The sequence below is a fragment of the Mycolicibacterium vulneris genome, assembly GCF_002104765.1.
Lineage (GTDB): Bacteria > Actinomycetota > Actinomycetes > Mycobacteriales > Mycobacteriaceae > Mycobacterium > Mycobacterium vulneris.
In genome coordinates, this window is sequence record NZ_NCXM01000019.1 from 105,814 (window position 1) to 127,334 (window position 21,521).

The 21,521-nt window shown below is 68.6% G+C and carries 20 protein-coding genes, 3 tRNA genes and 1 pseudogene; 10 read left to right on the top strand and 14 right to left on the bottom strand.

Translation table 11 applies throughout. The annotated features are described in order from the left end of the window. The gene (locus B8W69_RS18700) at positions 1-1,218 is read left to right on the top strand and encodes an RNA polymerase sigma factor (protein ID WP_085291279.1); all 1,218 of its coding nucleotides are present in this window, start codon (positions 1-3) and stop codon (positions 1,216-1,218) included. Here the strand turns inward: B8W69_RS18700 and rplA are convergent. From rplA to B8W69_RS18755, 11 genes are all read right to left on the bottom strand, one after another. Continuing rightward, a complete protein-coding gene (gene rplA / locus B8W69_RS18705; protein ID WP_085291280.1) occupies positions 1,215-1,922 on the bottom strand; it encodes a 50S ribosomal protein L1 in 708 nt (235 codons plus the stop codon). The genes B8W69_RS18700 and rplA overlap by 4 nt on opposite strands. A 71-nt stretch (positions 1,923-1,993) precedes the next feature. Then, positions 1,994-2,422: a 50S ribosomal protein L11 gene (rplK, locus tag B8W69_RS18710; protein ID WP_007767860.1), complete on the bottom strand. Its 429-nt coding sequence runs from the start codon at positions 2,420-2,422 to the stop codon at positions 1,994-1,996. 46 nt (positions 2,423-2,468) lie between these two features. Then, positions 2,469-3,314, bottom strand: coding sequence for a transcription termination/antitermination protein NusG (gene nusG, locus B8W69_RS18715; RefSeq protein ID WP_085291281.1), 846 nt, complete (start codon positions 3,312-3,314; stop codon positions 2,469-2,471). A 25-nt stretch (positions 3,315-3,339) separates the two neighbouring features. After that, complete coding sequence (secE, locus tag B8W69_RS18720) at positions 3,340-3,786, bottom strand: preprotein translocase subunit SecE (protein WP_085291282.1); 447 nt, start codon at positions 3,784-3,786, stop codon at positions 3,340-3,342. A gap of 93 nt (positions 3,787-3,879) precedes the next feature. Next, positions 3,880-3,952: transfer RNA gene (locus tag B8W69_RS18725), tRNA-Trp, on the bottom strand. Positions 3,953-4,096: 144 nt separating this feature from the next. Then, complete coding sequence (hadC, locus tag B8W69_RS18730) at positions 4,097-4,597, bottom strand: (3R)-hydroxyacyl-ACP dehydratase subunit HadC (protein ID WP_085291283.1); 501 nt, start codon at positions 4,595-4,597, stop codon at positions 4,097-4,099. Positions 4,598-4,600: 3 nt separating this feature from the next. Continuing rightward, the gene (hadB, locus tag B8W69_RS18735; RefSeq protein WP_065029975.1) at positions 4,601-5,029 is read right to left on the bottom strand and encodes a (3R)-hydroxyacyl-ACP dehydratase subunit HadB; all 429 of its coding nucleotides are present in this window, start codon (positions 5,027-5,029) and stop codon (positions 4,601-4,603) included. After that, the gene (hadA, locus tag B8W69_RS18740; protein ID WP_085291284.1) at positions 5,016-5,495 is read right to left on the bottom strand and encodes a (3R)-hydroxyacyl-ACP dehydratase subunit HadA; all 480 of its coding nucleotides are present in this window, start codon (positions 5,493-5,495) and stop codon (positions 5,016-5,018) included. The genes hadB and hadA overlap by 14 nt, the downstream gene beginning before the upstream one ends. A gap of 48 nt (positions 5,496-5,543) precedes the next feature. Continuing rightward, entirely contained in the window at positions 5,544-5,711 is a 168-nt protein-coding gene (gene rpmG / locus B8W69_RS18745) for a 50S ribosomal protein L33 (RefSeq protein ID WP_003898538.1), read from the bottom strand. A 46-nt stretch (positions 5,712-5,757) separates the two neighbouring features. Beyond that, positions 5,758-5,831 (bottom strand) — tRNA-Met (locus B8W69_RS18750). 52 nt (positions 5,832-5,883) lie between these two features. Next, a tRNA-Thr gene (locus B8W69_RS18755) sits at positions 5,884-5,956 on the bottom strand. 204 nt (positions 5,957-6,160) lie between these two features. Here B8W69_RS18755 and B8W69_RS18760 point away from each other — a divergent pair. The 4 genes and pseudogenes from B8W69_RS18760 (at position 6,161) to B8W69_RS18775 (ending at position 9,061) form a co-directional block, all read left to right on the top strand. Beyond that, positions 6,161-6,874 (top strand): MBL fold metallo-hydrolase, encoded by a 714-nt coding sequence (locus B8W69_RS18760; RefSeq protein WP_085291285.1) that lies wholly within the window; start codon positions 6,161-6,163, stop codon positions 6,872-6,874. Between the two features lie 70 nt (positions 6,875-6,944). Then, positions 6,945-7,798: pseudogene (locus B8W69_RS18765) on the top strand (DUF8453 domain-containing protein). Beyond that, positions 7,795-8,490: a crotonase/enoyl-CoA hydratase family protein gene (locus B8W69_RS18770; RefSeq protein WP_085291287.1), complete on the top strand. Its 696-nt coding sequence runs from the start codon at positions 7,795-7,797 to the stop codon at positions 8,488-8,490. Before B8W69_RS18765 ends, B8W69_RS18770 begins: the two are co-directional and overlap by 4 nt. A gap of 124 nt (positions 8,491-8,614) precedes the next feature. Then, positions 8,615-9,061 carry a hypothetical protein gene (locus tag B8W69_RS18775; RefSeq protein ID WP_085291302.1) on the top strand — a complete coding sequence of 149 codons (447 nt, stop codon included), beginning with the start codon at positions 8,615-8,617 and terminating at the stop codon, positions 9,059-9,061. A 110-nt stretch (positions 9,062-9,171) separates the two neighbouring features. On the opposite strand, the gene cynS is transcribed toward B8W69_RS18775, so the two are convergent. Genes cynS through B8W69_RS18790 form a run of 3 tightly spaced genes read right to left on the bottom strand, consistent with a single transcriptional unit; the run spans position 9,172 to position 10,968 of the window. Next, the gene (gene cynS / locus B8W69_RS18780; protein WP_500684401.1) at positions 9,172-9,627 is read right to left on the bottom strand and encodes a cyanase; all 456 of its coding nucleotides are present in this window, start codon (positions 9,625-9,627) and stop codon (positions 9,172-9,174) included. A gap of 24 nt (positions 9,628-9,651) precedes the next feature. Continuing rightward, complete coding sequence (locus tag B8W69_RS18785) at positions 9,652-10,401, bottom strand: class I SAM-dependent methyltransferase (RefSeq protein WP_085291303.1); 750 nt, start codon at positions 10,399-10,401, stop codon at positions 9,652-9,654. A gap of 51 nt (positions 10,402-10,452) precedes the next feature. Further along, positions 10,453-10,968, bottom strand: coding sequence for a nitroreductase family protein (locus B8W69_RS18790; RefSeq protein WP_085291289.1), 516 nt, complete (start codon positions 10,966-10,968; stop codon positions 10,453-10,455). Between the two features lie 332 nt (positions 10,969-11,300). Here B8W69_RS18790 and B8W69_RS18795 point away from each other — a divergent pair, with 332 nt between their 5' ends. From B8W69_RS18795 to B8W69_RS18815, 5 genes are all read left to right on the top strand, one after another. After that, on the top strand, positions 11,301-12,167 hold the full coding sequence (locus B8W69_RS18795) for a cyclopropane mycolic acid synthase family methyltransferase (protein WP_085291304.1): 867 nt from the start codon (positions 11,301-11,303) through the stop codon (positions 12,165-12,167). Positions 12,168-12,249: 82 nt separating this feature from the next. Next, on the top strand, positions 12,250-15,552 hold the full coding sequence (recC, locus tag B8W69_RS18800) for an exodeoxyribonuclease V subunit gamma (RefSeq protein ID WP_085291290.1): 3,303 nt from the start codon (positions 12,250-12,252) through the stop codon (positions 15,550-15,552). Beyond that, positions 15,552-18,854 carry an exodeoxyribonuclease V subunit beta gene (gene recB, locus B8W69_RS18805; protein WP_085291291.1) on the top strand — a complete coding sequence of 1,101 codons (3,303 nt, stop codon included), beginning with the start codon at positions 15,552-15,554 and terminating at the stop codon, positions 18,852-18,854. The genes recC and recB overlap by 1 nt, the downstream gene beginning before the upstream one ends. Positions 18,855-18,865: 11 nt before the next feature. Continuing rightward, positions 18,866-20,566 (top strand): exodeoxyribonuclease V subunit alpha, encoded by a 1,701-nt coding sequence (gene recD, locus B8W69_RS18810; RefSeq protein WP_085291305.1) that lies wholly within the window; start codon positions 18,866-18,868, stop codon positions 20,564-20,566. A gap of 8 nt (positions 20,567-20,574) precedes the next feature. Continuing rightward, on the top strand, positions 20,575-21,327 hold the full coding sequence (locus tag B8W69_RS18815) for a TVP38/TMEM64 family protein (protein WP_085291292.1): 753 nt from the start codon (positions 20,575-20,577) through the stop codon (positions 21,325-21,327). Positions 21,328-21,521: the final 194 nt, after the last annotated feature.

Consider the following 21,521-nt stretch of genomic DNA (forward strand, 5'->3'; position numbering starts at 1 on the left):
ATGGCCGACCTGGACGGCGTCTTCCGCCGGGAGTGGGGCCCGGCCGTGGCCGCGCTCGCCCGGTGGTCGGGTGACCTCACCGTCGCCGAGGATGCCGTCCAGGAGGCCTGCGCCGAAGCGCTGCGCACCTGGCCGCGCGACGGCGTGCCCGAAACACCGGGCGGCTGGCTGGTGACCGTCGGCCGTAACCGTGCCCGGGACCGGCTGCGCCGCGAATCCGTGCGCCCCGGAAAGGAATTGGCGGCTGTGGTGGACGACATCAGGGCGCGCACCGACCGCACCGATCCGCATCCGGTCCGCGACGACGAATTGCGGATGATGTTCACCTGTGCCCACCCGGCGCTGGACCGGCAATCACAGTTGGCCCTGACGCTGCGGTTGGTGTCCGGTCTGACCGTCGGCGAGATCGCGCGGGCCCTCCTGCAGACCGAGGCGGCCGTCGGGCAGCGAATCACGCGCGCCAAGAACAAGATTCGGCACGCCAACATCCCGCTACGGGTGCCGCCGGCCGAGTTGCTGCCTGAGCGCACGCCGCACGTGTTCGGTTGCGTCTATTCGGTGTTCACCGAGGGCTACTGGTCGACAGCCGGCCCGTCGGCCATCCGCGACGACCTGTGCGACGAAGGCATCCGGCTTGGCGCCGAGCTGTGCGCGCTGCTGCCGGACGAGCCCGAGGCGCACGCCCTGTCCGCCCTGATGCTGCTGCACGATTCGCGGCGCGCCACCCGGGTGGACGACACCGGGATGCTGGTGCCGCTCGAGGACCAGGACCGGCGCCGATGGGACCGGGAGCGCATTTCACGCGGGCTCGAGCGGTTGCGTCGCGCCCGAGGCTCGACGGGCGGCTATCTGCCCCAGGCCGTGATCGCCGCGTTGCATGCCACGGCACCGTCCTGGGAGCAGACCGACTGGGTGACCATCTGCGCCGCCTACGACCGGCTGTTCGGATTGACCGGCTCGCCCGTGGTGGCCGCCAACCGGGCGTTGGCGATCGGGTTCCGCGATGGGCCCGACGCCGGCCTGGCCGCCCTGGACAGGGTGGCACACGATCCGCGGCTGACTCGGTCCAATCTCGTCGCGACCGTGCGCGCCGACCTGCTGCGGCGCGCGGGCAGACCCGCCGATGCGCTGCCCTGGTATCGAGAGGCGTTGGAGTCCAACGGATCCGACCCCGGCCGCGCGTTTCTGCGGCGGCGCATCGTCGAGTGCGGGGGTTAGGACTCCGCGAAGTTGCGGGTGACGGCCGGGTCGACCGGGATGCCCGGTCCGGTGGTCGTCGAGACCACGATCTTGCGCAGGTAGCGACCCTTGGAGGCGGACGGCTTGAGCCGCAGCACCTCGTCCAGCGCGGCACCGTAGTTCTCGGCCAGGGCCTTCTCGTCGAACGAGGCCTTGCCGATGACGAAGTGCAGGTTGGCCTGCTTGTCCACCCGGAAGTTGATCTTGCCGCCCTTGATGTCGGACACGGCCTTGCCGACGTCGGGGGTCACGGTGCCGGTCTTGGGGTTCGGCATCAGGCCGCGAGGACCGAGCACGCGGGCGATGCGACCGACCTTGGCCATCTGGTCCGGGGTCGCGATCGCGGCGTCGAATTCGAGCCAGCCGCCCTGGATCTTCTCGATCAGGTCGTCGCTACCGACGATGTCGGCGCCGGCGGCCTGGGCCTGCTCGGCCTTGTCGCCGACGGCGAACACCGCGACGCGGGCGGTCTTGCCGGTGCCGTGCGGAAGGTTGACCGTGCCGCGGACCATCTGGTCGGCCTTGCGCGGGTCGACGCCGAGCCGGATCGCCACCTCGACGGTGGAGTCCTGCTTGCTCGACGACGTCTCCTTGGCGAGCTTGGCCGCCTCCAGCGGGGAGTAGAGATTGTCGCGGTCCACCTTTTCGGCGGCGGCGCGGTATGCCTTGCTGGTCTTGCTCACTTGCTAATCCAATCTGGTGTTGGGTCCGTGGTGACTAAGCGGGCCGAAGCTGGCCCTCCCACAGTTAGGGGCTATTCGACGGTGATGCCCATCGACCGGGCGGTGCCGGCGATGATCTTGGCGGCTGCGTCGATGTCGTTGGCGTTCAGGTCGGCCTTCTTGGTCTCGGCGATCTCCTTGACCTGGTCCCAGCTGACCTTGGCGACCTTGGTCTTGTGCGGCTCGGCCGATCCCTTGCCCACGCCAGCGGCCTTGAGCAGCAGCTTGGCGGCGGGCGGGGTCTTGAGCGCGAAGGTGAAGCTGCGGTCCTCGTAGACCGTGATCTCCACCGGGATGACCTGGCCGCGCTGGTTCTCCGTGGCAGCGTTGTATGCCTTGCAGAACTCCATGATGTTGACACCATGCTGACCGAGCGCGGGCCCGACCGGCGGCGCCGGGTTGGCCTGCCCCGCCTGGATCTGAAGCTTGATCAGCCCGACGACTTTCTTCTTCGGGGCCATGAGTTTGTGCTGTTCCTTCCTGGTTTACGCCCGGCGTATGCGCCGGTTAGAGCTTGGAGACTTGGCCGAAGGTCAGTTCGACCGGGGTTTCGCGACCGAAGATCGACACCAGCACCTTGAGCTTCTGCTGTTCGGCGTTGACCTCGTTGATCGTGGCCGGCAACGTCGCGAACGGTCCGTCCATGACCGTCACCGATTCGCCGACCTCGTAGTCGACCTCGATGGCCGGACGTTCCAGCCCGCCCGCCTCGGCGACGGCGGCTGTGGTGGCCGCACCCTTGGCGGCCTTCTTCGTCGCGCCGCGCGGCAGCAGGAACTTCACCACGTCGTCGAGCGTCAGGGCGGACGGACGCGAGGTCGCCCCGACGAATCCAGTGACCCCGGGGGTGTTGCGCACCGCGGCCCACGAGTCGTCGGTCAGGTCCATGCGCACCAGGATGTAGCCGGGCAGCACCTTACGATTGACCTGCTTGCGCTGGCCGTTCTTGATCTCGGTGACCTCTTCGGTGGGCACCTCCACCTGGAAGATGTAGTCACCGACGTCAAGGTTCTGCACACGGGTTTCGAGGTTGGCTTTGACCTTGTTCTCGTATCCCGCGTAGGAGTGGATGACATACCAGTCGCCGGGCTTGCTGCGCAGCTCCGCCTTGAGCGTGGCGGCCGGGTCGGCCTCTTCGGACGCCTCGGCGGCCTCAGTCGACTCGTCGGACGCCTCGGCGGCCTCAGTCGACTCGTCGGACGCATCGGCGGCCTCGGCCGTCTCGTCGGCAGCCTCGTCCGCAGTCGCCTCGGCGACCTCAGCGGCTGCAGAGGTGTCCGTGGCCTGCGCCTGCGCGCCTTCGTCCACGTCGACCGCTTCACCCGCGGACGGGTCACCGTCGAAGGTAGTCACGGTTTGAGTCCTCTCTGTCACTCGCTCAGCCGAACACCAACAGCACCAGCTTGGTCAGGCCGAAATCCGCCAGGCCGACCAGCGTCACCATGAAGGCCAGGAAAGCCAGCACAACGGAGGTGTAAGTGAGCATCTGCTTGCGGTTGGGCCAGATGACCTTCCGCATCTCTGCAACGACCTGCTTGAGGTAGTTGTAGACGAACACGAAGGGGTTGGCCCGATGGTCGCCGGCCTTGATCTTTGCGGCCTTCTTGGCTTTGGCGCCCTTCTTGGTCTTCTCCGGCGTGGCGGCCTCGACGCCGTCCGCCGACTCGGCGTCTTCGCCGGCCTCGGCGGCCCGCTGCCGGGAACGCTTGCCCGTGGGGCGCTGTGGCCGCGTCACCACCGCCGTCCGACCGCCGCTCGCGCGGCCGTCCTCTTTGTCAGTGCCGTCGCTTGCGGCGTCGTTGGCAACGTCGCCTTCGTCGCTCACCGCATGCTCCTTTGTTTGCTCGTACCCCGAAAACCGTCCCATCTGTGGCGGCACATACTTCCAGTGTCCACCATGGCACGCCTTCGTCTTCAGCAGGGGCGACAGGACTTGAACCTGCAACCTGCGGTTTTGGAGACCGCTGCTCTGCCAGTTGAGCTACGCCCCTTCGCGGTTGGCAGGCCAACCTGCGCTTACCTACCGGGGCCTACATGACACGCGCGCCTTCCGATTGCTCGACTCACGGAAAGCGCGCTAATGCTGGGAAAACCCCGAGGACCGAGTGTACATCGACGCGCGAGTCAGATACTAATTACGCCGTTCTGACGACCTGGCCGGACTCGGGGTCCCAGCGCAGGTTCGCGGAGTTGTCGGCGTACTGGCCCATCAGCGTGGTGTAGGCCTCCAGGACCACCTCACCGTGCTCGTTGGTGCAGATGTTCTTGGTGACCACGATGTCGGCGCCGAAACGCTCGTCCACCGATTGGATCTCCATCCGCGCCCACAGCTTGTCGCCGGCCTTGATCGGCTTGGCGAACACGAACCGCTGGTCGACCTGGACGATCACCAGCGTCTCCATACCGATGTCGACATGCCGGAAGAAGTCCAGCTGGACCAGCTTGGCGAAAATCGTCCCGAAAGTCAGCGGCGCGACGATCGCGTCATGACCGAGGTCGGCGGCAGCGTCTTCCTCGAAGTGGGCCGGGTGCCGGTTGTTGGTGGCGAGTGCGAACTGGCGCAGTTGTTCCCGCCCCACAACGAAGTAGTCCGGGTAGCGCCAGATCATCCCCCTGATGTCTGTTTTGAGCGCCATGGGCTATGCGAGTATTGCGGACGCGATGGCCCTGCCGAAGATCTTCTTGCCGCCGGTGGTGGCCGTGAGCGCGATGGTCACGGACTTGGTCTCGGGATCGGCGGACTTGACCCGGCCGTTGAATACCAGTTCGGCGCCCTTCCCGTCGTTGGGCACCGGCACGACGGCGGTGAACCGCACGTTGTACTCGGTCACGGCACCTGGGTCACCGATCCACGCGGTGACATAGCCGCCGCCGATGCCCATGGTCAGCATGCCGTGCGCGATCGCCGTGTCCAGGCCGACGACCTTGGCCATCTCGTCGTCCCAGTGGATCGGATTCAAGTCGCCAGAGACGCCCGCGTAATTCACCAGATCCTGCCGGGTCAGCGGGTAGGTCTTCTCCGGAAGCAGGTCACCCACCTTCACGGAGCTGAACTCACGCAGTGGCATCAGTAAATCCCTCTTCTCCATCCTCGCCGGCACGGCCCGCCAGGGTCGTGTAGGTCTCTTGCACGACGTCACCGGCTTCGTTGGTGATGACATTCTTGGTGACGATGATCTGGGTGCCGTGCGACACACGCACCGAGTCCACATAAACGTCGCAGTAAAGCTTGTCCCCGGCCACGAGCGGCGCGAAGTACTTCAGCACCTGGTCGACCTGAACGATCTGGGCGTCGTGGACGGCGATGTTGGCGTACTTGAAGAAGGCCGTCTGCGCTTGGTAGCCGAACACGCAGACGAACGTTAGCGGGGCGAGCAGTCCCTTGTAGCCGAGTTCGGCCGCCGCCTTCTCCTCGAAGAACCAGGCATCGTCGTTCTGCACGGCCGTCGCGTGTTCGCGGATCTTCTCCCGCTCCACCTCGTAATGATCGGGGTAGCGGTAGTGCATCCCGACGATGCTCTCGGATAACGGCACGGTTCTTAAACTACCTAGTCAATTGGAGTAAACGCCCGCGGGTGACCGCTAGCGCGTCTCCCGATGCGCCTGGTGCTTACCGCAGTTGGGGCAGAACTTCTTCAGCTCCAGTCGGTCCGGGTCGTTCCGGCGGTTTTTCTTGGTGATGTAGTTACGGTGCTTGCACACCTCGCATGCCAAGGTGATCTTCGGCCGTACGTCAGTACTGGAAGCCATGACGGTTCTCTCTCGATTCCTTCAAAAAAGCTGTGCTGTTGTGTTGTAGCGATGGCCGGACTCGAACCGGCGACCTAACGATTATGAGTCGTTCGCTCTAACCGACTGAGCTACATCGCCTCTAGCCACCCCTTCTGGGGCCGGGGCCGCCACGCCTGCTCGGCGTCCGCCGAGCCCCCTAACGGAATCGAACCGTTGACCTTTTCCTTACCATGGAAACGCTCTACCGACTGAGCTAAGGGGGCCGTTCACCCGAAGCGATCAGTCCGCGCGGGCCTAAAAGAGGGTACAGCCTGGCTCGCAGCGGAACCAAACCACGGGCGTTCGGGAGCTCCACCGCCGTTGCGGCGAGGTTGCCACCTTCTTCTTCAAGCGCCAACAGTACCCACCAGATACCGGCCGGACCGGGCCCGAAGCGGCGGTGTCGCTCAGGGTCCTAGTCTGGTCACGTGCCCGAGGACCGGCTGTACTTTCGTCAACTGCTCTCCGGCCGCGACTTCGCTGCCGGCGACATGATCGCGACGCAGATGCGCAACTTCGCCTACCTGATCGGCGATCGGCAAACCGGTGACTGCGTGGTCGTCGACCCGGCCTACGCCGCAGGCGATCTGCTCGACGCGCTCGAGGCCGACGGCATGCATCTGTCCGGCGTGCTGGTGACCCATCACCACCCCGACCACGTGGGTGGATCGATGATGGGGTTCGCGCTGGCCGGCCTGGCCGAACTGCTGGAGCGGGCACCCGTGCCGGTGCACGTCAACACCCATGAGGCACTGTGGGTTTCGCGAGTCACCGGGATAGGCCTGGGCGATCTGACCTCCCACGAGAACCATGACAAGGTCAGCATCGGCGACATCGAGATCGAGTTGCTGCACACCCCGGGCCACACGCCGGGCAGCCAGTGCTTTCTGCTCGAGGGCCGCCTCGTCGCCGGTGACACGCTGTTCCTGGAGGGCTGCGGGCGCACCGATTTCCCCGGCGGGGACTCCGACGAGATGTACCGCAGCCTGCAGCGGCTCGCGACCCTGCCCGGTGACCCGACGGTTTTTCCGGGCCACTGGTATTCGGCGGAGCCCAGCGCCTCGCTCTCGGAGGTCAAGCGTTCCAACTATGTGTACCGGGCCTCCGACCTTGATCAATGGCGGATGCTGATGGGCGGCTGAGCTTCCCAGGGATCGCTCGGTCACCACCATCCGGCGGCCGCCCCTGTGATATAAGCGGAGGGTGGATTCCATGGGTTGGATCCAGGACAGCTGGCATGATGTCACGCACGTCGGGTCCAGCACCTGGATAGCGTGGGCAGCGTGGGCGGCAATCGTCCTGGCGATCGTCACGCTGATCTTCACCAACAGCCAGATCAACCGCAATCGCCGCGCGGCGGCCGGGCAGACGCGCCCCCAGGTCGCGATGTTCATGGAGCCGCATTCCGCCGACTGGCACGTGATCGAACTCGTCGTCCGGAACTTCGGCCGAACCGCGGCCTACGACATCGGGTTCTCCTTCGCCAATCCCCCCACGGTGGCCGAATACGAGAACGCCAGCGACGGCTACGCCGACGTCGTCGAACTGCGGCTCCCCCGCGAGCTGCCGATGCTGGCACCCGGCCAGGAGTGGCGCATGGTGTGGGATTCCGCGCTCGACCGCGCCGAGATCGGCAGCGGCATCGAATCCCGCTTCACCGGCACCCTGACCTACTACGACCGGCCCGATCATCCGCAGGGCCGGCGGTTCTGGGAGCGGGAGCGCTCGCCGCTGCACACCGACGTCGTGCTGGACTGGGACGCCCTGCCGCCCGTCCAGCGCATCGAGTTGATGACCACCCATGACCTGGCGAAGCGGGAGAAGGAGAAGCTGGAGCTGCTGCGCGGCCTGCTGACCTATTTCCACTACGCCAGCAAAGAAACCCGCCCCGAGGTGTTCCGCAGCGAGATCGAACGGATCAACGCCGCGGTCCGGGAAACCCAAGACAGATGGCGCACCCGCCAACTCGACGAACCCACCGATGTGAGCCTGCGCTGGAGTAACGCCGAAGACGAACTGGGCAAACACCACAGCCAGCCCGCCTGACGGCAAGGAGCAACCGATGAACGCCCCGGTCCACTACAGCATCAAGGATTCCATCGCCGTCATCAAGATGGACGACGGCAAGGTCAATGCGCTGGGCCCCACCATGCAGCAGGCTCTGAACGACGCGATCGACACGGCCGAGGCGGACAACGCCGGCGCGGTGGTGATCACCGGCAACGGCCGGGTGTTCAGCGGCGGCTTCGACCTGAAGATCCTGACCTCCGGGGAGGTACAGCCCGCGATCGACATGCTGCGCGGCGGGTTCGAGCTGGCGTATCGCCTGTTGTCCTTCCCCAAGCCGGTGGTGATGGCGTGCACCGGTCATGCCATCGCGATGGGGGCGTTCCTGTTGTCGGCGGGCGACCACCGGGTGGCCGCGCACGCCTACAACATCCAGGCCAACGAGGTCGCGATCGGCATGGTGATCCCCTATGCCGCCCTGGAGATCATGAAGCTGCGGTTGACGCCGTCGGCCTACCAGCAGGCCAGCGGGCTGGCCAAGACCTTCTTCGGTGAAACCGCGCTCGCCGCAGGCTTTATCGATGAGATCGTGCTGCCGGAGGTGGTGGTCGACCGCGCCATAGAGGCCGCGCGGGAATTCGCCGGCCTGCATCAGCGCGCGCACGCCGCCACCAAGTTGCGCACCCGGGCCGACGGCCTGGCGGCCATCCGCGCCGGCATCGACGGGATCGAAGCCGAATTCGGGGTGTGAACCGCTGAGGGCCGGTTTTCTCCGCCCACGCCGCGGCGGGCAACACCACGTCGGCAGTCCAGGAAGATGTAGGGGTCGGGTCGCGCGGAACCCGGTGGCTCCACGGCTTTTTCGGGCACGTGCACTGTTGCACCGCTCGGAACGCAAGCTGGCGCACGGGTTCAACGTGATGGCCGCGCGCCACCACAGCGACCAGGACATCTATCACCTCGCCCGCGACATGGCCCGCTGGTCGCAGGGGCACGTCGGCGAGCCGGCGCGGCACGGCCGCCACTATGCGCTGCGCCTGTCCGCCGACCCACGCACCTCCGCAGTCACCGGTTTCGTGCAGTCGCGGATGAGCGGCCTGCTGCGGCACCGCCCGGAGCCGGGCCTGGCGCTGCTCGCCGACCTGCACCGGCTGTCGGCGGGCGTCTCGCTGGATTGGGAGCTGCTGGCCCAGGGTGCGCAGGCCGCCAAGGATTCCGAACTGCTGCGCCTGACGTCGCGCTGTCACCCCGAGACGTTGCGCCAGATGCGCTGGGCCAACGCGATGCTCAAAGAGCTTTCCCCGCAAGTCTTGATGAACTGAAACAGCGAACGCGGTGGTCGCCACTGGCCGCCACCGCGTTCCCTTCGCCTCCTCGCACGCCAGTCTGGCACGCGCGCGCCGTGGCGTCACGCCACTCGGGCGGCCTCTTGTCAGTCCCGCGCCTCGACCCATTGATAGGGAAGGAACTTCCCGTCGAACGTCACCACGACCCGGTCGCCGGACGAGTGCGGCTTCTTCTGCACGTCGAGGCTGAAGTTGATGGCGCTCATGATGCCGTCGCCGAACTGTTCGGCGATCACCTCCTTGAGCGCGCCGCCGTACACCTGCAGGGCCTCGTAGAAGCGGTAGATAGTGGGGTCGGTGGGGACCGCGGTGGGCAGGCCGCCACGCATCGGGGCGGCGGCCAGCACCGGCACCGCCGAGTCGTCCAGCTTCAGCTTCCCCGCCAGAACCTTGGCCTGCTCCACCGGGATCGGGTGCTGGCCGAGCAACGCCGCCGTGGTCCACATCAGCGGCCTGTCGATCGCGTCCGCCAGCTGTTGCCAAGTCAGCCCCTCGCGCAGCCGGGCGATGACGACCTGTTCGGTGATTTCGGTTCTGTTCATGGCCCCAAGCATGCCCGCCGGATCTCAGTCCGGCTTGGTCGCGCTGACCAAGCGCGTGGAGAACCAGGGCCCGCCGTACCACATCCGCCAGCCGACGTTGCGCCGGCGCACGTCGCGCCAGCCGAGTTCGCGCAGCCGGGCGGCGTGTTGACGCGTCTCCCACAGGTCGGCGATGGCAAGCCGGCCACCCGGCCGCAGCACGCGCACGGCTTCGTCGAGCGCGCTGCGCCTGCCGGCGTGACCTGGAATGTTGTGGATGGCGAGGTTGCTCACGATCACGTCGACGCTCTCGTCGGGCAGCGGCAGCGCGGTCATGTCTGCGGTGTGCAACTCGATGCGGTCGGCGACGTCCTCGGCCACCGCGTTGGCCAACGTGGCCTGCTCGGAGTTGCCGGTCTGGTCGGCCTGCCACAGGTCGACGCCGATCGCGCGGCCCCGCGGCAACCGCTTGGCCGCCGCCAGCAGCACCGCGCCGCGCCCGCAGCCGAGGTCGAGCACCGTTTCGTCGCCCGCGAGCCGCAGGTCGCGCAGAACCCGTTCCCAGACAACGAATTTCCCGGCCCGGGTGGCGTACATGTACAGGACCACCGCACCCACGATCCCCGCGGAGGACACCGCGGCCAACGCCGCCCAAAGCCGCCTGCCGCGCGCCCAGCCGATACCCGCGAACACGGCCAGGGCGGCGGCTTGAGCGCCGATGCCTATCGCCTGTGCGCGCGCCGAGACGGTGTGAAAGGAACCGTCGACCCCGTAATCGCCCTGGTGGTCATGCACGCCCATCACCTTACGACTCGACAAGTCGCCGAAGGTTTTTCGCGGTGGCGATCACCAACGGCCGTGGTGCACGACCTCGGCGAACGGCCGCCGGTTCGGCTTGCGGATCGGGGTGAGCGGCCGATCGGCGGGATAGCCGACGCCCAGCAGGAAGGCCACCAGGTATTCGTCGGGCACGCCGAGGATCACGCGCGCCTTGTCCTGGTCCCCCACCGACGAGTGGCCGGTCCCGATGCCCAGGTCCGTGGCGGCGATCATCATCGCCATGGTGGCCTGGCCGACGTCGTAGTTGTCGGTGATGACCCGCCGCTCGTCGGGCGGCACCGGGACCACGATGGCGATCGCGGCCGCGGCCGCGGCGATGTGGCGCGCACCCCGCCAGACCGTGGACAGCTCGGCCAGCCGGTCACGGTCGGTGACGATGACGAAGTCCCACGGCTGACGGTTCTTGGCCGACGGCGCGCGCCAGCCGGCCTCGGCAATGCGGTCCAGGTCCTCGGCCGGTACCGGCTTCGGTTGGTACTCCCGCACGTTGCGACGTGCGCAGAGCGCGTCCCAAGCTTCCATCTGGCTCCCTCCAGCGACTGTTTTCCCAGATAAACCGGCGTAGGATCGGGTGAATTCCCAGGCAGGGATTGCGCGTTCGCCCGTAGTCTAGCTCCGGTAAGTGTGAGTGGACGGATGCCAACGTACCCAAATACCTTGGGCCACAGTTAAACACGATTTTTTCTGCGAGGGCGGCCACCGCCGCGGTGGCCATGCGATGCCGGACCGACCCAGTTTGCCGGACTGCCGCTCGGGTTCGATCGCCACGTTTCCGGGAAGCCGTGGTGAACCAATCGAGCGGCCGTCTCGTGGACAACCGAATGGCCCCGGACTCAGAAAGGTGGATATCCGCCGTGGCAGAGCACCTGACGCCGCACTTCGAAGAGGTACAGGCCCATTACGACCTGTCCGACGACTTCTTCCGGTTGTTCCTCGACCCCACCATGACCTACAGCTGTGCATATTGGGATCGCAACCGGGACATCTCGCTGGAAGAGGCGCAGATGCGCAAGATGGACCTCTCGCTGGGCAAGCTGGGTCTGCGCCCGGGCATGACGCTGCTGGACGTGGGGTGCGGCTGGGGTGGCACCATGCGCCGCGCGATCGAGACGTACGACGTGAACGTCGTCGGTCTGACCCTGTCCGAACACCAGGCCGCGCACGTGCAGCGGGCGTTCGACGCCATGAACACCGAACGCAGCAGGCGGGTGCTGCTGCACGGCTGGGAGGAGTTCTACGAGCAGGCGGACCGGATCGTGTCCATCGGCGCGTTCGAGCATTTCGGCTACGACCGCTACGACGACTTCTTCGCGATGGCCTACCGCACCCTGCCCGAGGGCGGGGTGATGCTGCTGCACACCATCACCATGCTCACCGCCCCACAGATCCTCGAACGCGGTCTGAAGCTGACCGACGAGGAGACCAGCTTCAACGAATTCATCGGCACCGAGATCTTCCCGGGCGGCCAGTTGCCGGCGATCGAGATGGTGGAGTTCCACGCGTCGAAGATGGGGTTCAACCTCAAGCGCAGGCAGTCGCTGCAGCTGCACTACGCCCGGACCCTGGACCGCTGGGCGGAGGCCTTGCGGGCGCGCCACAGCGAGGCCGTCGAGATCCAGTCCGAAGAGGTCTACCAGCGCTACATGCGGTATCTGACCGGCTGCGCCAACGCATTCCGGGTCGGATACATCGACGTCAACCAGTTCACGCTGGCCAAGTAGCGCCGCGCCGGCCAGCCGGGCGACACACTGCGGGCCGGAAGCGCCCACCCGCGTCGGTGTTCGGGTTTATCGTGACAGCGCAATGCCGCTTCATCTGCACCGTGCCGAGCGCACCGATCTGTTGGCCGATGGTCTCGGCGCTCTGCTGGCCAACCCGCTGACCGACCCGTTCGCCACCGAGCTCGTCGTGGTCCCGGCGCGCGGCGTGGAACGCTGGCTCAGCCAGCGGTTGTCGCACGTGCTCGGTGCGCGCGGCGGTGACGGGGTGTGCGCCGGGGTGGCGTTTCGCAGCCCGGGCTCGCTGATCGCCGAGATCACCGGCACCGCCGACAACGATCCGTGGTCACCGGATGCCATGGCCTGGCCGCTGCTGGAGGCGATCGACTGCTCGCTGGATGAGCCGTGGTGCCGCGCGCTGGCCATGCACGTGGGCCACTTCCACACCGGCGCGGAGGCCGAGCTGCGCCAGGGCCGCCGGTACGAGGTGGCGCGCCGGCTGGCCGGGCTGTTCGACTCCTACGCGCGGCAGCGCCCGCGGCTGCTCGTCGACTGGGGCAACGGCGACCCCGGTGATCTCGACGAGGACCTGCGCTGGCAGCCCGAACTGTGGCGGGCGCTGGTCGCGCGGGTCGCGGCCGACCCGCCGCATGTCCGCCATGTCAAGGCCATCGAGCGGCTGCGGCAGGCGCCCAGCGAGCTGCCGCCGCGGCTGTCGCTGTTCGGGCACACCAGGTTGACCCGCACCGATATCGAGCTGCTGGAGGCGGTGGCCACCCACCACGACTTGCATTTGTGGCTGCCGCACCCGAGCGAGGTGCTGTGGCGCGCGCTGGCCGGCACCCGCGGCGCGATCCCCCGGCGCGAGGACGTCAGCCATCGCGCGGTGTCGCATCCGCTGCTCGCGACGCTGGGGCGAGACCTGCGCGAACTGCAACGCGGCCTGCCCGCGGATCCGGTGACCGACGACTATCTGGCCGGTGCCGCTCGCCCGGACACGTTGCTCGGCTGGCTGCAGTCCGACATCGCCGCCAATGCCGTTCGCCCACTTGGCCGCACGATCGCGACCGGCGACCGATCGGTGCAGATCCACAACTGCCACGGCCCGGCCCGCCAGGTCGACGTGCTGCGCGAGGTGCTGCTCGGGTTGTTGCAGGACGACCCGACGCTCGAGCCGCGCGACATCCTGGTGATGTGCCCGGACATCGAGACCTACGCGCCGCTGATCATGGCCGACTTCGGCCTGGGCGACGTGGTGCACGGCGCCCATCCCGCCCATCAGATGCGAGTGCGGCTGGCGGACCGCTCGCCAATCCAGACCAATCCGCTACTTGGGGTGGCCGCGCAACTGCTGGCCCTGGCGGCCGGCCGGGTGACGGCCAGCGAGGTGCTCAACCTGGCTCAGGCCCCGCCGGTGCGCGCCCGGTTCGGGTTCACCGATGACGACCTCGAGGCCATCACCCGCTGGGTCCGGCAGGCGAACATCCGGTGGGGGCTGGATCAGCAGCATCGACGGCCCTACCACGTCGACTTCGTGCACAACACATGGCGTTTCGGCATCGACCGGATACTGGCCGGCGTCGCGATGTCCGACGATTCGAACGCCTGGATAGACGCGACGCTGCCGCTCGACGACGTCAGCAGCAACCGTGTCCAATTGGCCGGCCAGTTCGCCGAATTCGTCGCCCGGCTGCAGCGCACCCTCGACTCGCTCACCGGGACCAGGCCGCTGACCGAATGGCTGGCCGCCCTCACCGAGGGCATCGCGCTGCTGACGCAGGTCCGCGATGCGGACGAATGGCAGACCGGTCAGATGCAGCGCGAGTTCGCGAAGACGCTGGGTCAGGCGGGATCCCGCCGTGACATCGCGTTGCGGCTACCCGATATTCGCGCGCTACTCAACCAGCGCCTCGCCGGTCGCCCGACGCGGGCCAACTTCCGCACCGGCACCCTGACGGTGTGCACCATGGTGCCGATGCGCTCGGTGCCGCACCGGGTGGTGTGCCTGGTCGGACTGGACGACGGGCTGTTCCCGCGGCTCGGCATCGTCGACGGTGACGACGCGCTGGCCCGGTGCCCGATGACCGGGGAACGCGACATCCGTTCCGAGGACCGGCAATTGCTGCTCGACGCGATCGGCGCGGCCACCGAGAAGCTGGTAATCACCTACACCGGCGCCAACGAGTTTTCGGGGCAGCCGCGCCCGCCGGCGGTGCCGCTGGCCGAACTGCTGGACACCCTGGACGTCACCACCATGACCAAGGTACGCGACCGCATCGTCGTCGAACATCCGTTGCAGCCGTTCGACATTCGCAACGTCATTCCCGGCGGGCTCGTCCCGGATGTGCCGTTCAGTTTCGACCCGACGGTGCTGCGCGCGGCGCGCGCGACCACTGGCGACCACGGCGAACAGCCGAAGTTCATCTCGGCACCGCTACCGCCACCGCCGGCCGGCGACGTCATCCTCGCCGACCTGGTCGGCTTCTTCAAAGACCCGGTGAAGGGCTTCTTCCGCGCACTGGAATTCACGCTGCCGTACGACGTCGACGGTGTGCAGGACGCCATGCCCGTCGACATCGACGGCCTCGACGAGTGGACCGTCGGCGACCGGATGCTGGGCGACATCCTGCGCGGGATGACTCCCGACGACGCGCGGCAAGTCGAGTGGCGGCGCGGCACGCTGCCGCCGGGTCAGCTGGGCTGGCGCAAGGTCACCGAGATCCGCGACCAGGCCGCCCTGCTGGCGAGCGAGGCGCTTCGCCACATGCGCAGGGACCGCCCGGCCGGTGCGTCCGCCTACGACGTCGACGTCGATCTCGGTGGTGGGCGGCGCCTCACCGGCACGGTGTCGCCGGTGTACGACGACCGCCTGGTGTCGGTGACGTATTCGCGGCTGGACGGCAAGCATCTGCTCGAATCGTGGATCCCGTTGCTGGCGTTGGTCGCTCACGATCCCGGCCGGGACTGGGCCGCGGTGTGCATCGGCCGCATGCGCCGGGGCACCAGCAGCCGGACCGAGGGGCTGGGTCCGCCGCGCGGCGGTGAGCAGGCCATCGAGGTGCTGCGCGAGCTGGTGGCGATCTACGACGCTGGACGGCGTGAGCCGATTCCGTTGCCCACCAAGACGTCCTATGCCTGGGCCGCCGCCCGTTACGAGGGCGAGGACCCGGTAACCGAGGCGCGGTACCGATGGAAATCCAGCGACCGCTTCCCGGGCGAGGACCAGGCCCCGGCGCACGCGCGGGCGTGGGGCAGGGGCGCGCCACTGGACGAGCTGATGCAGCCCGTGCGGCCGGGCGAGGAGTGCGACGGCGAGGACAACCGGCTCGGTGCCTACGCCGCACGGGTCTGGCTGCCGATGCTGCGCGCCCAGCGGAAGCCGGTCTGATGGAGCGCTTCGACCTGTTGGGTGCGCTGCCGGCCGAGCGCTCCACCACCGTGCTGGAGGCCAGCGCGGGCACCGGCAAGACCTTCGCGTTGGCCGGGCTTGTCACGCGGTACATCGCCGACGGAGCGGCGACACTGGACCAGATGCTGCTCATCACGTTCGGCCGGGCCGCCAGCCAGGAGCTGCGCGAACGCGTCCGCTGCCAAATCGTGGACGCCGTAAAGGCTTTCGCGGATCCGTCGACCGTCGGCGACAACCAGGTAGTGGCTTACCTGCTGGACGGCACCGACGAACAGCGCGCGGCGCGCCAACAGCGCCTTCGCGACGCGCTGGCCGGCTTCGATGCGGCGACGATCGCCACCACCCACCAGTTCTGCCAGCTGGTGCTGCGCTCGCTCGGCGTCGCCGGGGACACGGCGGCCGGCGTGACGCTGCTGGACAGCCTCGACGACCTGGTGACCGAGATCGTCGACGATCTGTACCTGGCCCACTTCGGCCAGGAGCGCGACGACCCTGCGTTGCACTACCGCGAAGCGCTGCGGCTCGCGCGCGAGGTCGTCAAGAATCCGTCGACCCAGCTGCGCCCGCTCGACCCGGATCCCGACTCGCGGGCCGCCGCCAGCGTCAGGTTCGCAAATGATGTTCTGGCCGAGCTGGATACGCGAAAGCGCCGCCTCGGGGTACTCGGCTACGACGATCTGCTGATCCGGCTGGCCGACGCACTGGCCACCGACGACTCCCCCGCCCGGCTGCGCATGCATCAACGCTGGCCGATCGTGATGGTCGACGAGTTCCAGGACACCGACCCGGTGCAATGGCAGGTGATCGACCGCGCCTTCAGTGGGCGCTCCACCGTCATTCTCATCGGCGATCCGAAGCAGGCGATCTACGCGTTCCGCGGCGGCGACATCGTGACCTACCTGCGGGCGGCCGAGACGGCGGGTGAGCGCAAGACGCTGGACACCAACTGGCGCAGCGACTCCGCGCTGCTGCAGCGCCTGCAGGTGGTGCTGCGCGGCGCCCAACTCGGTGACCCGGCGATCGTGGTGAACGACGTCGACGCCCATCACCGCGGTCATCGCCTCGCCGGCGCGCCGCACAACGACCCGTTCCGGCTGCGGGTGGTCGCGCGGAAGACGTTGGGCCGCCGCGGTGTTCAGAACCTGCCGATCGACCAGGTGCGCGACCACATCGGCGCCGACCTGGCGTCGGACATCCGCGCGCTGCTGGCCAGCGGTGCCACCTTCGCCGGTAGACCGTTGCAGGCCCGGGATATCGCCGTGATCGTGGAGAAGCACCGCGACGCGCACGCGTGCTTCAAGGCGCTCTGCGCCGCGGGCGTGCCCGCGGTCTACACCGGCAACTCGGACGTGTTCACCTCCGAGGCCGCCGAGGACTGGCTGTGCCTGCTGGAGGCGTTCGATCAGCCGCACCGGCCCGGGATGGTGCGCGCGGCCGCGGCGACGATGTTCTTCGGTGAGACCGCCGAATCGCTGGCGGCCGGCGGCGACGCGCTCACGGACCGGATCGCGAAAACATTGCGGGAGTGGGCCGGTCATGCCCGCGAACGCGGCGTGGCGGCCATCTTCGAGGCCGCGCAATTGCTGGGCATGGGCAATCGCGTGCTCGCCTGGCAGGGCGGTGAGCGGCACATGACCGACCTGGCGCACGTCACCCAGCTGCTGCAGGATGTCGCGCACCGCGAGCACTACAGCCTGCCCGCGCTGCGCGATTGGCTGCGCCGGCAGCGTGACGAGCGCAGCGGCGCACCCGAGCGCAACCGCCGGCTGGACAGCGACGCCGCGGCCGTGCAGATCATGACCGTGTTCGTCAGCAAGGGGCTGCAGTACCCGATCGTGTACCTGCCGTTCGCGTTCAACCGCAACACCCAGGACAGCGATGTGGTGTTGTTCCACGACGAGGACGGCACGCGTTGCCTGCACGTCGGCGGCAAGGACAGCCCCGACTTCAAAGCCGTTGAGCGGCTTGGGCGTAAAGAGGACGCCAGCGACGACAGCCGGCTGACTTACGTCGCGCTGACCAGGGCGCAGGCCCAGGTGGTGGCGTGGTGGTCACCGGCGTACTACGAACCCACTGGCGGCCTGTCGCGGCTGCTGCGCGGCCGCCGGCCCGGCGAGCCGGTGGTGCCGGACCGATGCGAACCCGCCAAGGTCTCCGACGACGACGCGATGGCCCGGCTGCGCGAGTGGGAGGCGGCCGGCGGGCCGGTCATCGAGGAATCGCTGGTGGCGCCGGCCCCGTCGCTGCCCGCCGAGCCGGTGCCCGGACGCCTGGAGAATCGCCACTTCCATCGCGGCATCGACACCGGCTGGCGGCGCACCTCCTACTCCGGTCTGATCCGGGCGGCGCAGACCAGCGGGGTCAGCAGCGAACCCGAGATCGGCGAACTCGACGATGAAGCCGGCGACATTTCGTTGGTGTCGCCGGCATCCGGACCGGACGTGCCCTCGCCGATGGCCGACCTGCCGGCCGGCGCCACGTTCGGCACGCTGGTGCACGCCGTGCTCGAGACCGCCGACCCGTTCGCCCCGGACCTGGCCGCCGAGCTGCAGACGCAGATCCGGGCGCACGCGGCGTGGTGGCCTGTCGCCGCGACCCCCGAGGAACTGGCCGCGGCGATGGTGCCGATGCACGACACGCCGCTGGGACCGTTGGCGGGCGGCATGACGCTGCGCCAGATCGGATTGTCAGACCGATTGCGCGAACTGGATTTCGAGATCCCCCTGGCCGGCGGTGATCGCCGTTCGGCGGCGCCGGAGGTTCGGCTGGCGGATCTGGCGCCGCTGCTGCGCGAGCACCTGCCGGTCAATGACGTGCTGGCGTCGTATGCCGGCCGGCTGGCCGAACACGGGCTCGGCGATCAGTCGCTGCGCGGCTACCTCACCGGCTCGATCGACGCCGTACTGCGCGTTCCCGACGGCGCGGGGCACCGCTTCGTGGTGGTGGACTACAAGACCAACCGGCTCGGCGACCCGGAACGACCGCTGACCGCCGCCGACTACGACCGGTCCCGGATGGCGGAGGCCATGCTGCACTCGGACTACCCGCTGCAGGCGTTGCTGTATTGCGCTGTGCTGCACCGGTTTTTGCGGTGGCGGTTACCCGACTACGATCCGAGCCGGCACCTCGGTGGCGTGCTCTACCTGTTCCTGCGGGGCATGTGCGGCGCACAGACCCCGGTGCTGGACGGCCACCCGGCGGGCGTCTTCGGTTGGCGGCCGCCGTGGACGCTGATCGCGGCCCTGTCGGACCTGCTCGACGCCCAGGGGGTGGCCGCGTGACCGCGGAAGTCATGTCCGCGACCGGACTGCTGCGCACGTTCAGCGATGCCGGTGTGTTCGAGCCCGCCGATGTCCATGTGGCGCAACGCCTTACCTCGCTCACCGGCGAAACCGATGAGCGGGTGGCGCTGGCGGTCGCCCTGGTGGTGCGCGCGCTGCGGGGCGGTTCGGTCTGCGTCGACCTGCGCGCGGTGCCCGCCCAGGCCGGCGCGGACGACGAGCTGCCCTGGCCCGGCGCCGACGACTGGATGGCGGCGGTGCGGGCCAGCGCCCTGCTTCGGACGCCACCGGTGCTGCGGCTGCTGGGCGACCTGCTCTACTTCGACCGGTACTGGCTCGAGGAAGAGCAGGTCTGCACCGACCTGCTGGCCCTGTCGGTGGCTCCGGTAACCGTCGAATCGTCCAGCTACGAAAGGCTTTTCCCGTCCAGCTACGAGGAACAGCGGGCCGCCGCCGAGATCGCGGTGGCGCAGGCGCTCACCGTGCTGACCGGCGGGCCCGGCACCGGCAAGACCACCACGGTCGCCCGCCTGCTCGCCCTGCTGGTCGAACAGGCGGAGCGCGCCGGTCTGCCGCGACCGCGGATCGCGTTGGCCGCGCCGACCGGCAAGGCGGCCGCCCGGCTGGCCGAGGCGGTGGCCGCGGGAAGCGAGGAGCTCACCGCGGTGGACAGGGCGCGCCTGACGGGGCTGTCGGGAACCACGCTGCACCGCCTGCTCGGTCCCCGGCCGGATACGTCGGTGCGGTTCAAGCACAATCGCGGCAATCGGCTGCCGCACGACGTCATCGTGGTCGACGAGACGTCGATGGTGTCGTTGACCATGATGGCGCGGCTGGTCGAAGCCGTGCGGCCGGACACCCGACTGATCCTGGTCGGTGACCCCGACCAGCTGGCCTCGGTGGAAGCGGGGGCGGTGCTGGCCGACTTGGTGGACGGGCTGGCCGCCCGCGACGACGTGCGGGTGGCGGCCCTGCGCACGCCACACCGGTTCGGCACGTCGATCGGCGCCCTGGCCGAGGCGATCCGGGTCGGCGACGCGGACCGCGTCGTGCAGTTGCTGGCGGCCGGCGGTGAACACATCGAGTGGGTGGAGTCCGAGCGCCCGGCCGAGCGGCTGCGCGAGGTGCTGGTCGCCCACGCGCTGCGGTTGCGCTCGGCCGCGCTGCTGGGCGCGGTTGCCGAGGCGCTGGCGACACTCGACGAGCACCGGCTGCTGTGCGCGCACCGCGAGGGACCCTACGGCGCGGCACACTGGAACACGCTGGTGCAGAAGTGGATTGGTGAGGCGACGGGCCAGCCGGCCTGGTCGCAGTGGTACGCCGGGCGCCCCCTGCTGGTGACGGCCAACGACTACGGCCTGCGCCTGTACAACGGCGACACCGGGGTGACGGTGGCGGGTGCGGACGGCATGCGCGCGGTCGTCGCCGGGGCGACCGGACCGCTCGACTTCGCGACCAGCCGCCTGGGCGAGGTGGAGACGATGCATGCCATGACCATCCATAAGAGCCAGGGCAGCCAGGTGGACGAGGTGACGGTGTTGATACCGCCGGAGGATTCGCGATTGCTGACGCGGGAGTTGTTCTACACGGCGGTGACCCGGGCGAAGACCAAGGTGCGGGTGGTGGGCCCCGAGGCGTCGGTGCGCGCGGCGATCGGACGCCGCGCGGTGCGGGCCACCGGGCTGCGGCAGCGGCTGCGGTCGTTCAGGTGACGGCGCCCATGGACGACGGCGCTCTGGAACCCGCATCGCGGCCGGCCGCGGAACCGACATCGCGGCGCACTCACATCGTGCGGCTCGCCGTGTTCGCCGCGTTCCTGGGCGCCGTCTTCTATCTGGTGGCCGTCGCGCGGGTGATCAACATCGACGAGATCCGCGGCGTCGTGTCGGCGACCGGGCCGGCGGCGCCCCTGACCTACGTGGTGGTCTCGGCGGTGGTGGGCGCGTTGTTCGTGCCGGGCTCGATACTGGCCGCGGGCAGTGGGTTGCTGTTCGGTCCGCTGCTCGGCGTCTTCGTGACGCTGGGCGCGACGGTGGGCACCGCGATCGTCGCGAGTTTCGTCGGCCGGCGGGCCGGCCGTGACAGCGCACGCGCGCTGCTGGGCGCGGCGCGAGCCGATCGCATGGACGCCCTGGTCGGACGCGGCGGCCTGTGGGCGGTCGTCGGGCAGCGCTTCGTCCCCGGCATCTCGGATGCGCTGGCCTCGTATGCGTTCGGGGCGTTCGGAGTTCCGTTGTGGCAGATGGCCGTTGGCGCGTTGATCGGCTCGGCCCCGCGCGCATTCGCCTACACCGCGCTGGGCGCCTCGATCGGGAACCGGTCCTCGCCCTTGGCCTACGCGGCGATAGCGGTGTGGTGCGTCAGCGCGATCGTCGGCGCGTTCGCCGCGCACCGCGGATACCGGAAATGGCGTGGGCATGCGCGTCGCGACAAGGACGACGGTGCGCCAGAGGTGAATTCGGAAACTCGCTAGCGAACATCGGTGGCTGGCAGGGATCGGTGCATGGCTGTCCACGGTCCAGGTGCCGCGGCATTTGCGGCTTGGGCCGGGAGATGTGCGCACCGAATTCTTCAGCGATTCTCGGGCGGCCCGGTTTTGTCGGTGGTGGCTGCGATGATGACGTCATGCTTTCGACCGCATCCGCTGACGCCGTGGTGGTGACTGCG

What these genes read in the sequence shown, in the direction of transcription:
- B8W69_RS18700 (WP_085291279.1), top strand. Translation starts at nt 1, where the DNA reads ATGGCCGACCTGGACGGCGTCTTCCGCCGGGAGTGGGGCCCGGCCGTG.
- rplK (WP_007767860.1), bottom strand. Translation starts at nt 2,422, where the DNA reads ATGGCCCCGAAGAAGAAAGTCGTCGGGCTGATCAAGCTTCAGATCCAG.
- hadC (WP_085291283.1), bottom strand. Translation starts at nt 4,597, where the DNA reads ATGGCGCTCAAAACAGACATCAGGGGGATGATCTGGCGCTACCCGGAC.
- hadB (WP_065029975.1), bottom strand. Translation starts at nt 5,029, where the DNA reads ATGCCACTGCGTGAGTTCAGCTCCGTGAAGGTGGGTGACCTGCTTCCG.
- rpmG (WP_003898538.1), bottom strand. Translation starts at nt 5,711, where the DNA reads ATGGCTTCCAGTACTGACGTACGGCCGAAGATCACCTTGGCATGCGAG.
- B8W69_RS18770 (WP_085291287.1), top strand. Translation starts at nt 7,795, where the DNA reads ATGAACGCCCCGGTCCACTACAGCATCAAGGATTCCATCGCCGTCATC.
- cynS (WP_500684401.1), bottom strand. Translation starts at nt 9,627, where the DNA reads ATGAACAGAACCGAAATCACCGAACAGGTCGTCATCGCCCGGCTGCGC.
- B8W69_RS18790 (WP_085291289.1), bottom strand. Translation starts at nt 10,968, where the DNA reads ATGGAAGCTTGGGACGCGCTCTGCGCACGTCGCAACGTGCGGGAGTAC.
- recC (WP_085291290.1), top strand. Translation starts at nt 12,250, where the DNA reads ATGCCGCTTCATCTGCACCGTGCCGAGCGCACCGATCTGTTGGCCGAT.
- recB (WP_085291291.1), top strand. Translation starts at nt 15,552, where the DNA reads ATGGAGCGCTTCGACCTGTTGGGTGCGCTGCCGGCCGAGCGCTCCACC.
- recD (WP_085291305.1), top strand. Translation starts at nt 18,866, where the DNA reads ATGTCCGCGACCGGACTGCTGCGCACGTTCAGCGATGCCGGTGTGTTC.
- B8W69_RS18815 (WP_085291292.1), top strand. Translation starts at nt 20,575, where the DNA reads ATGGACGACGGCGCTCTGGAACCCGCATCGCGGCCGGCCGCGGAACCG.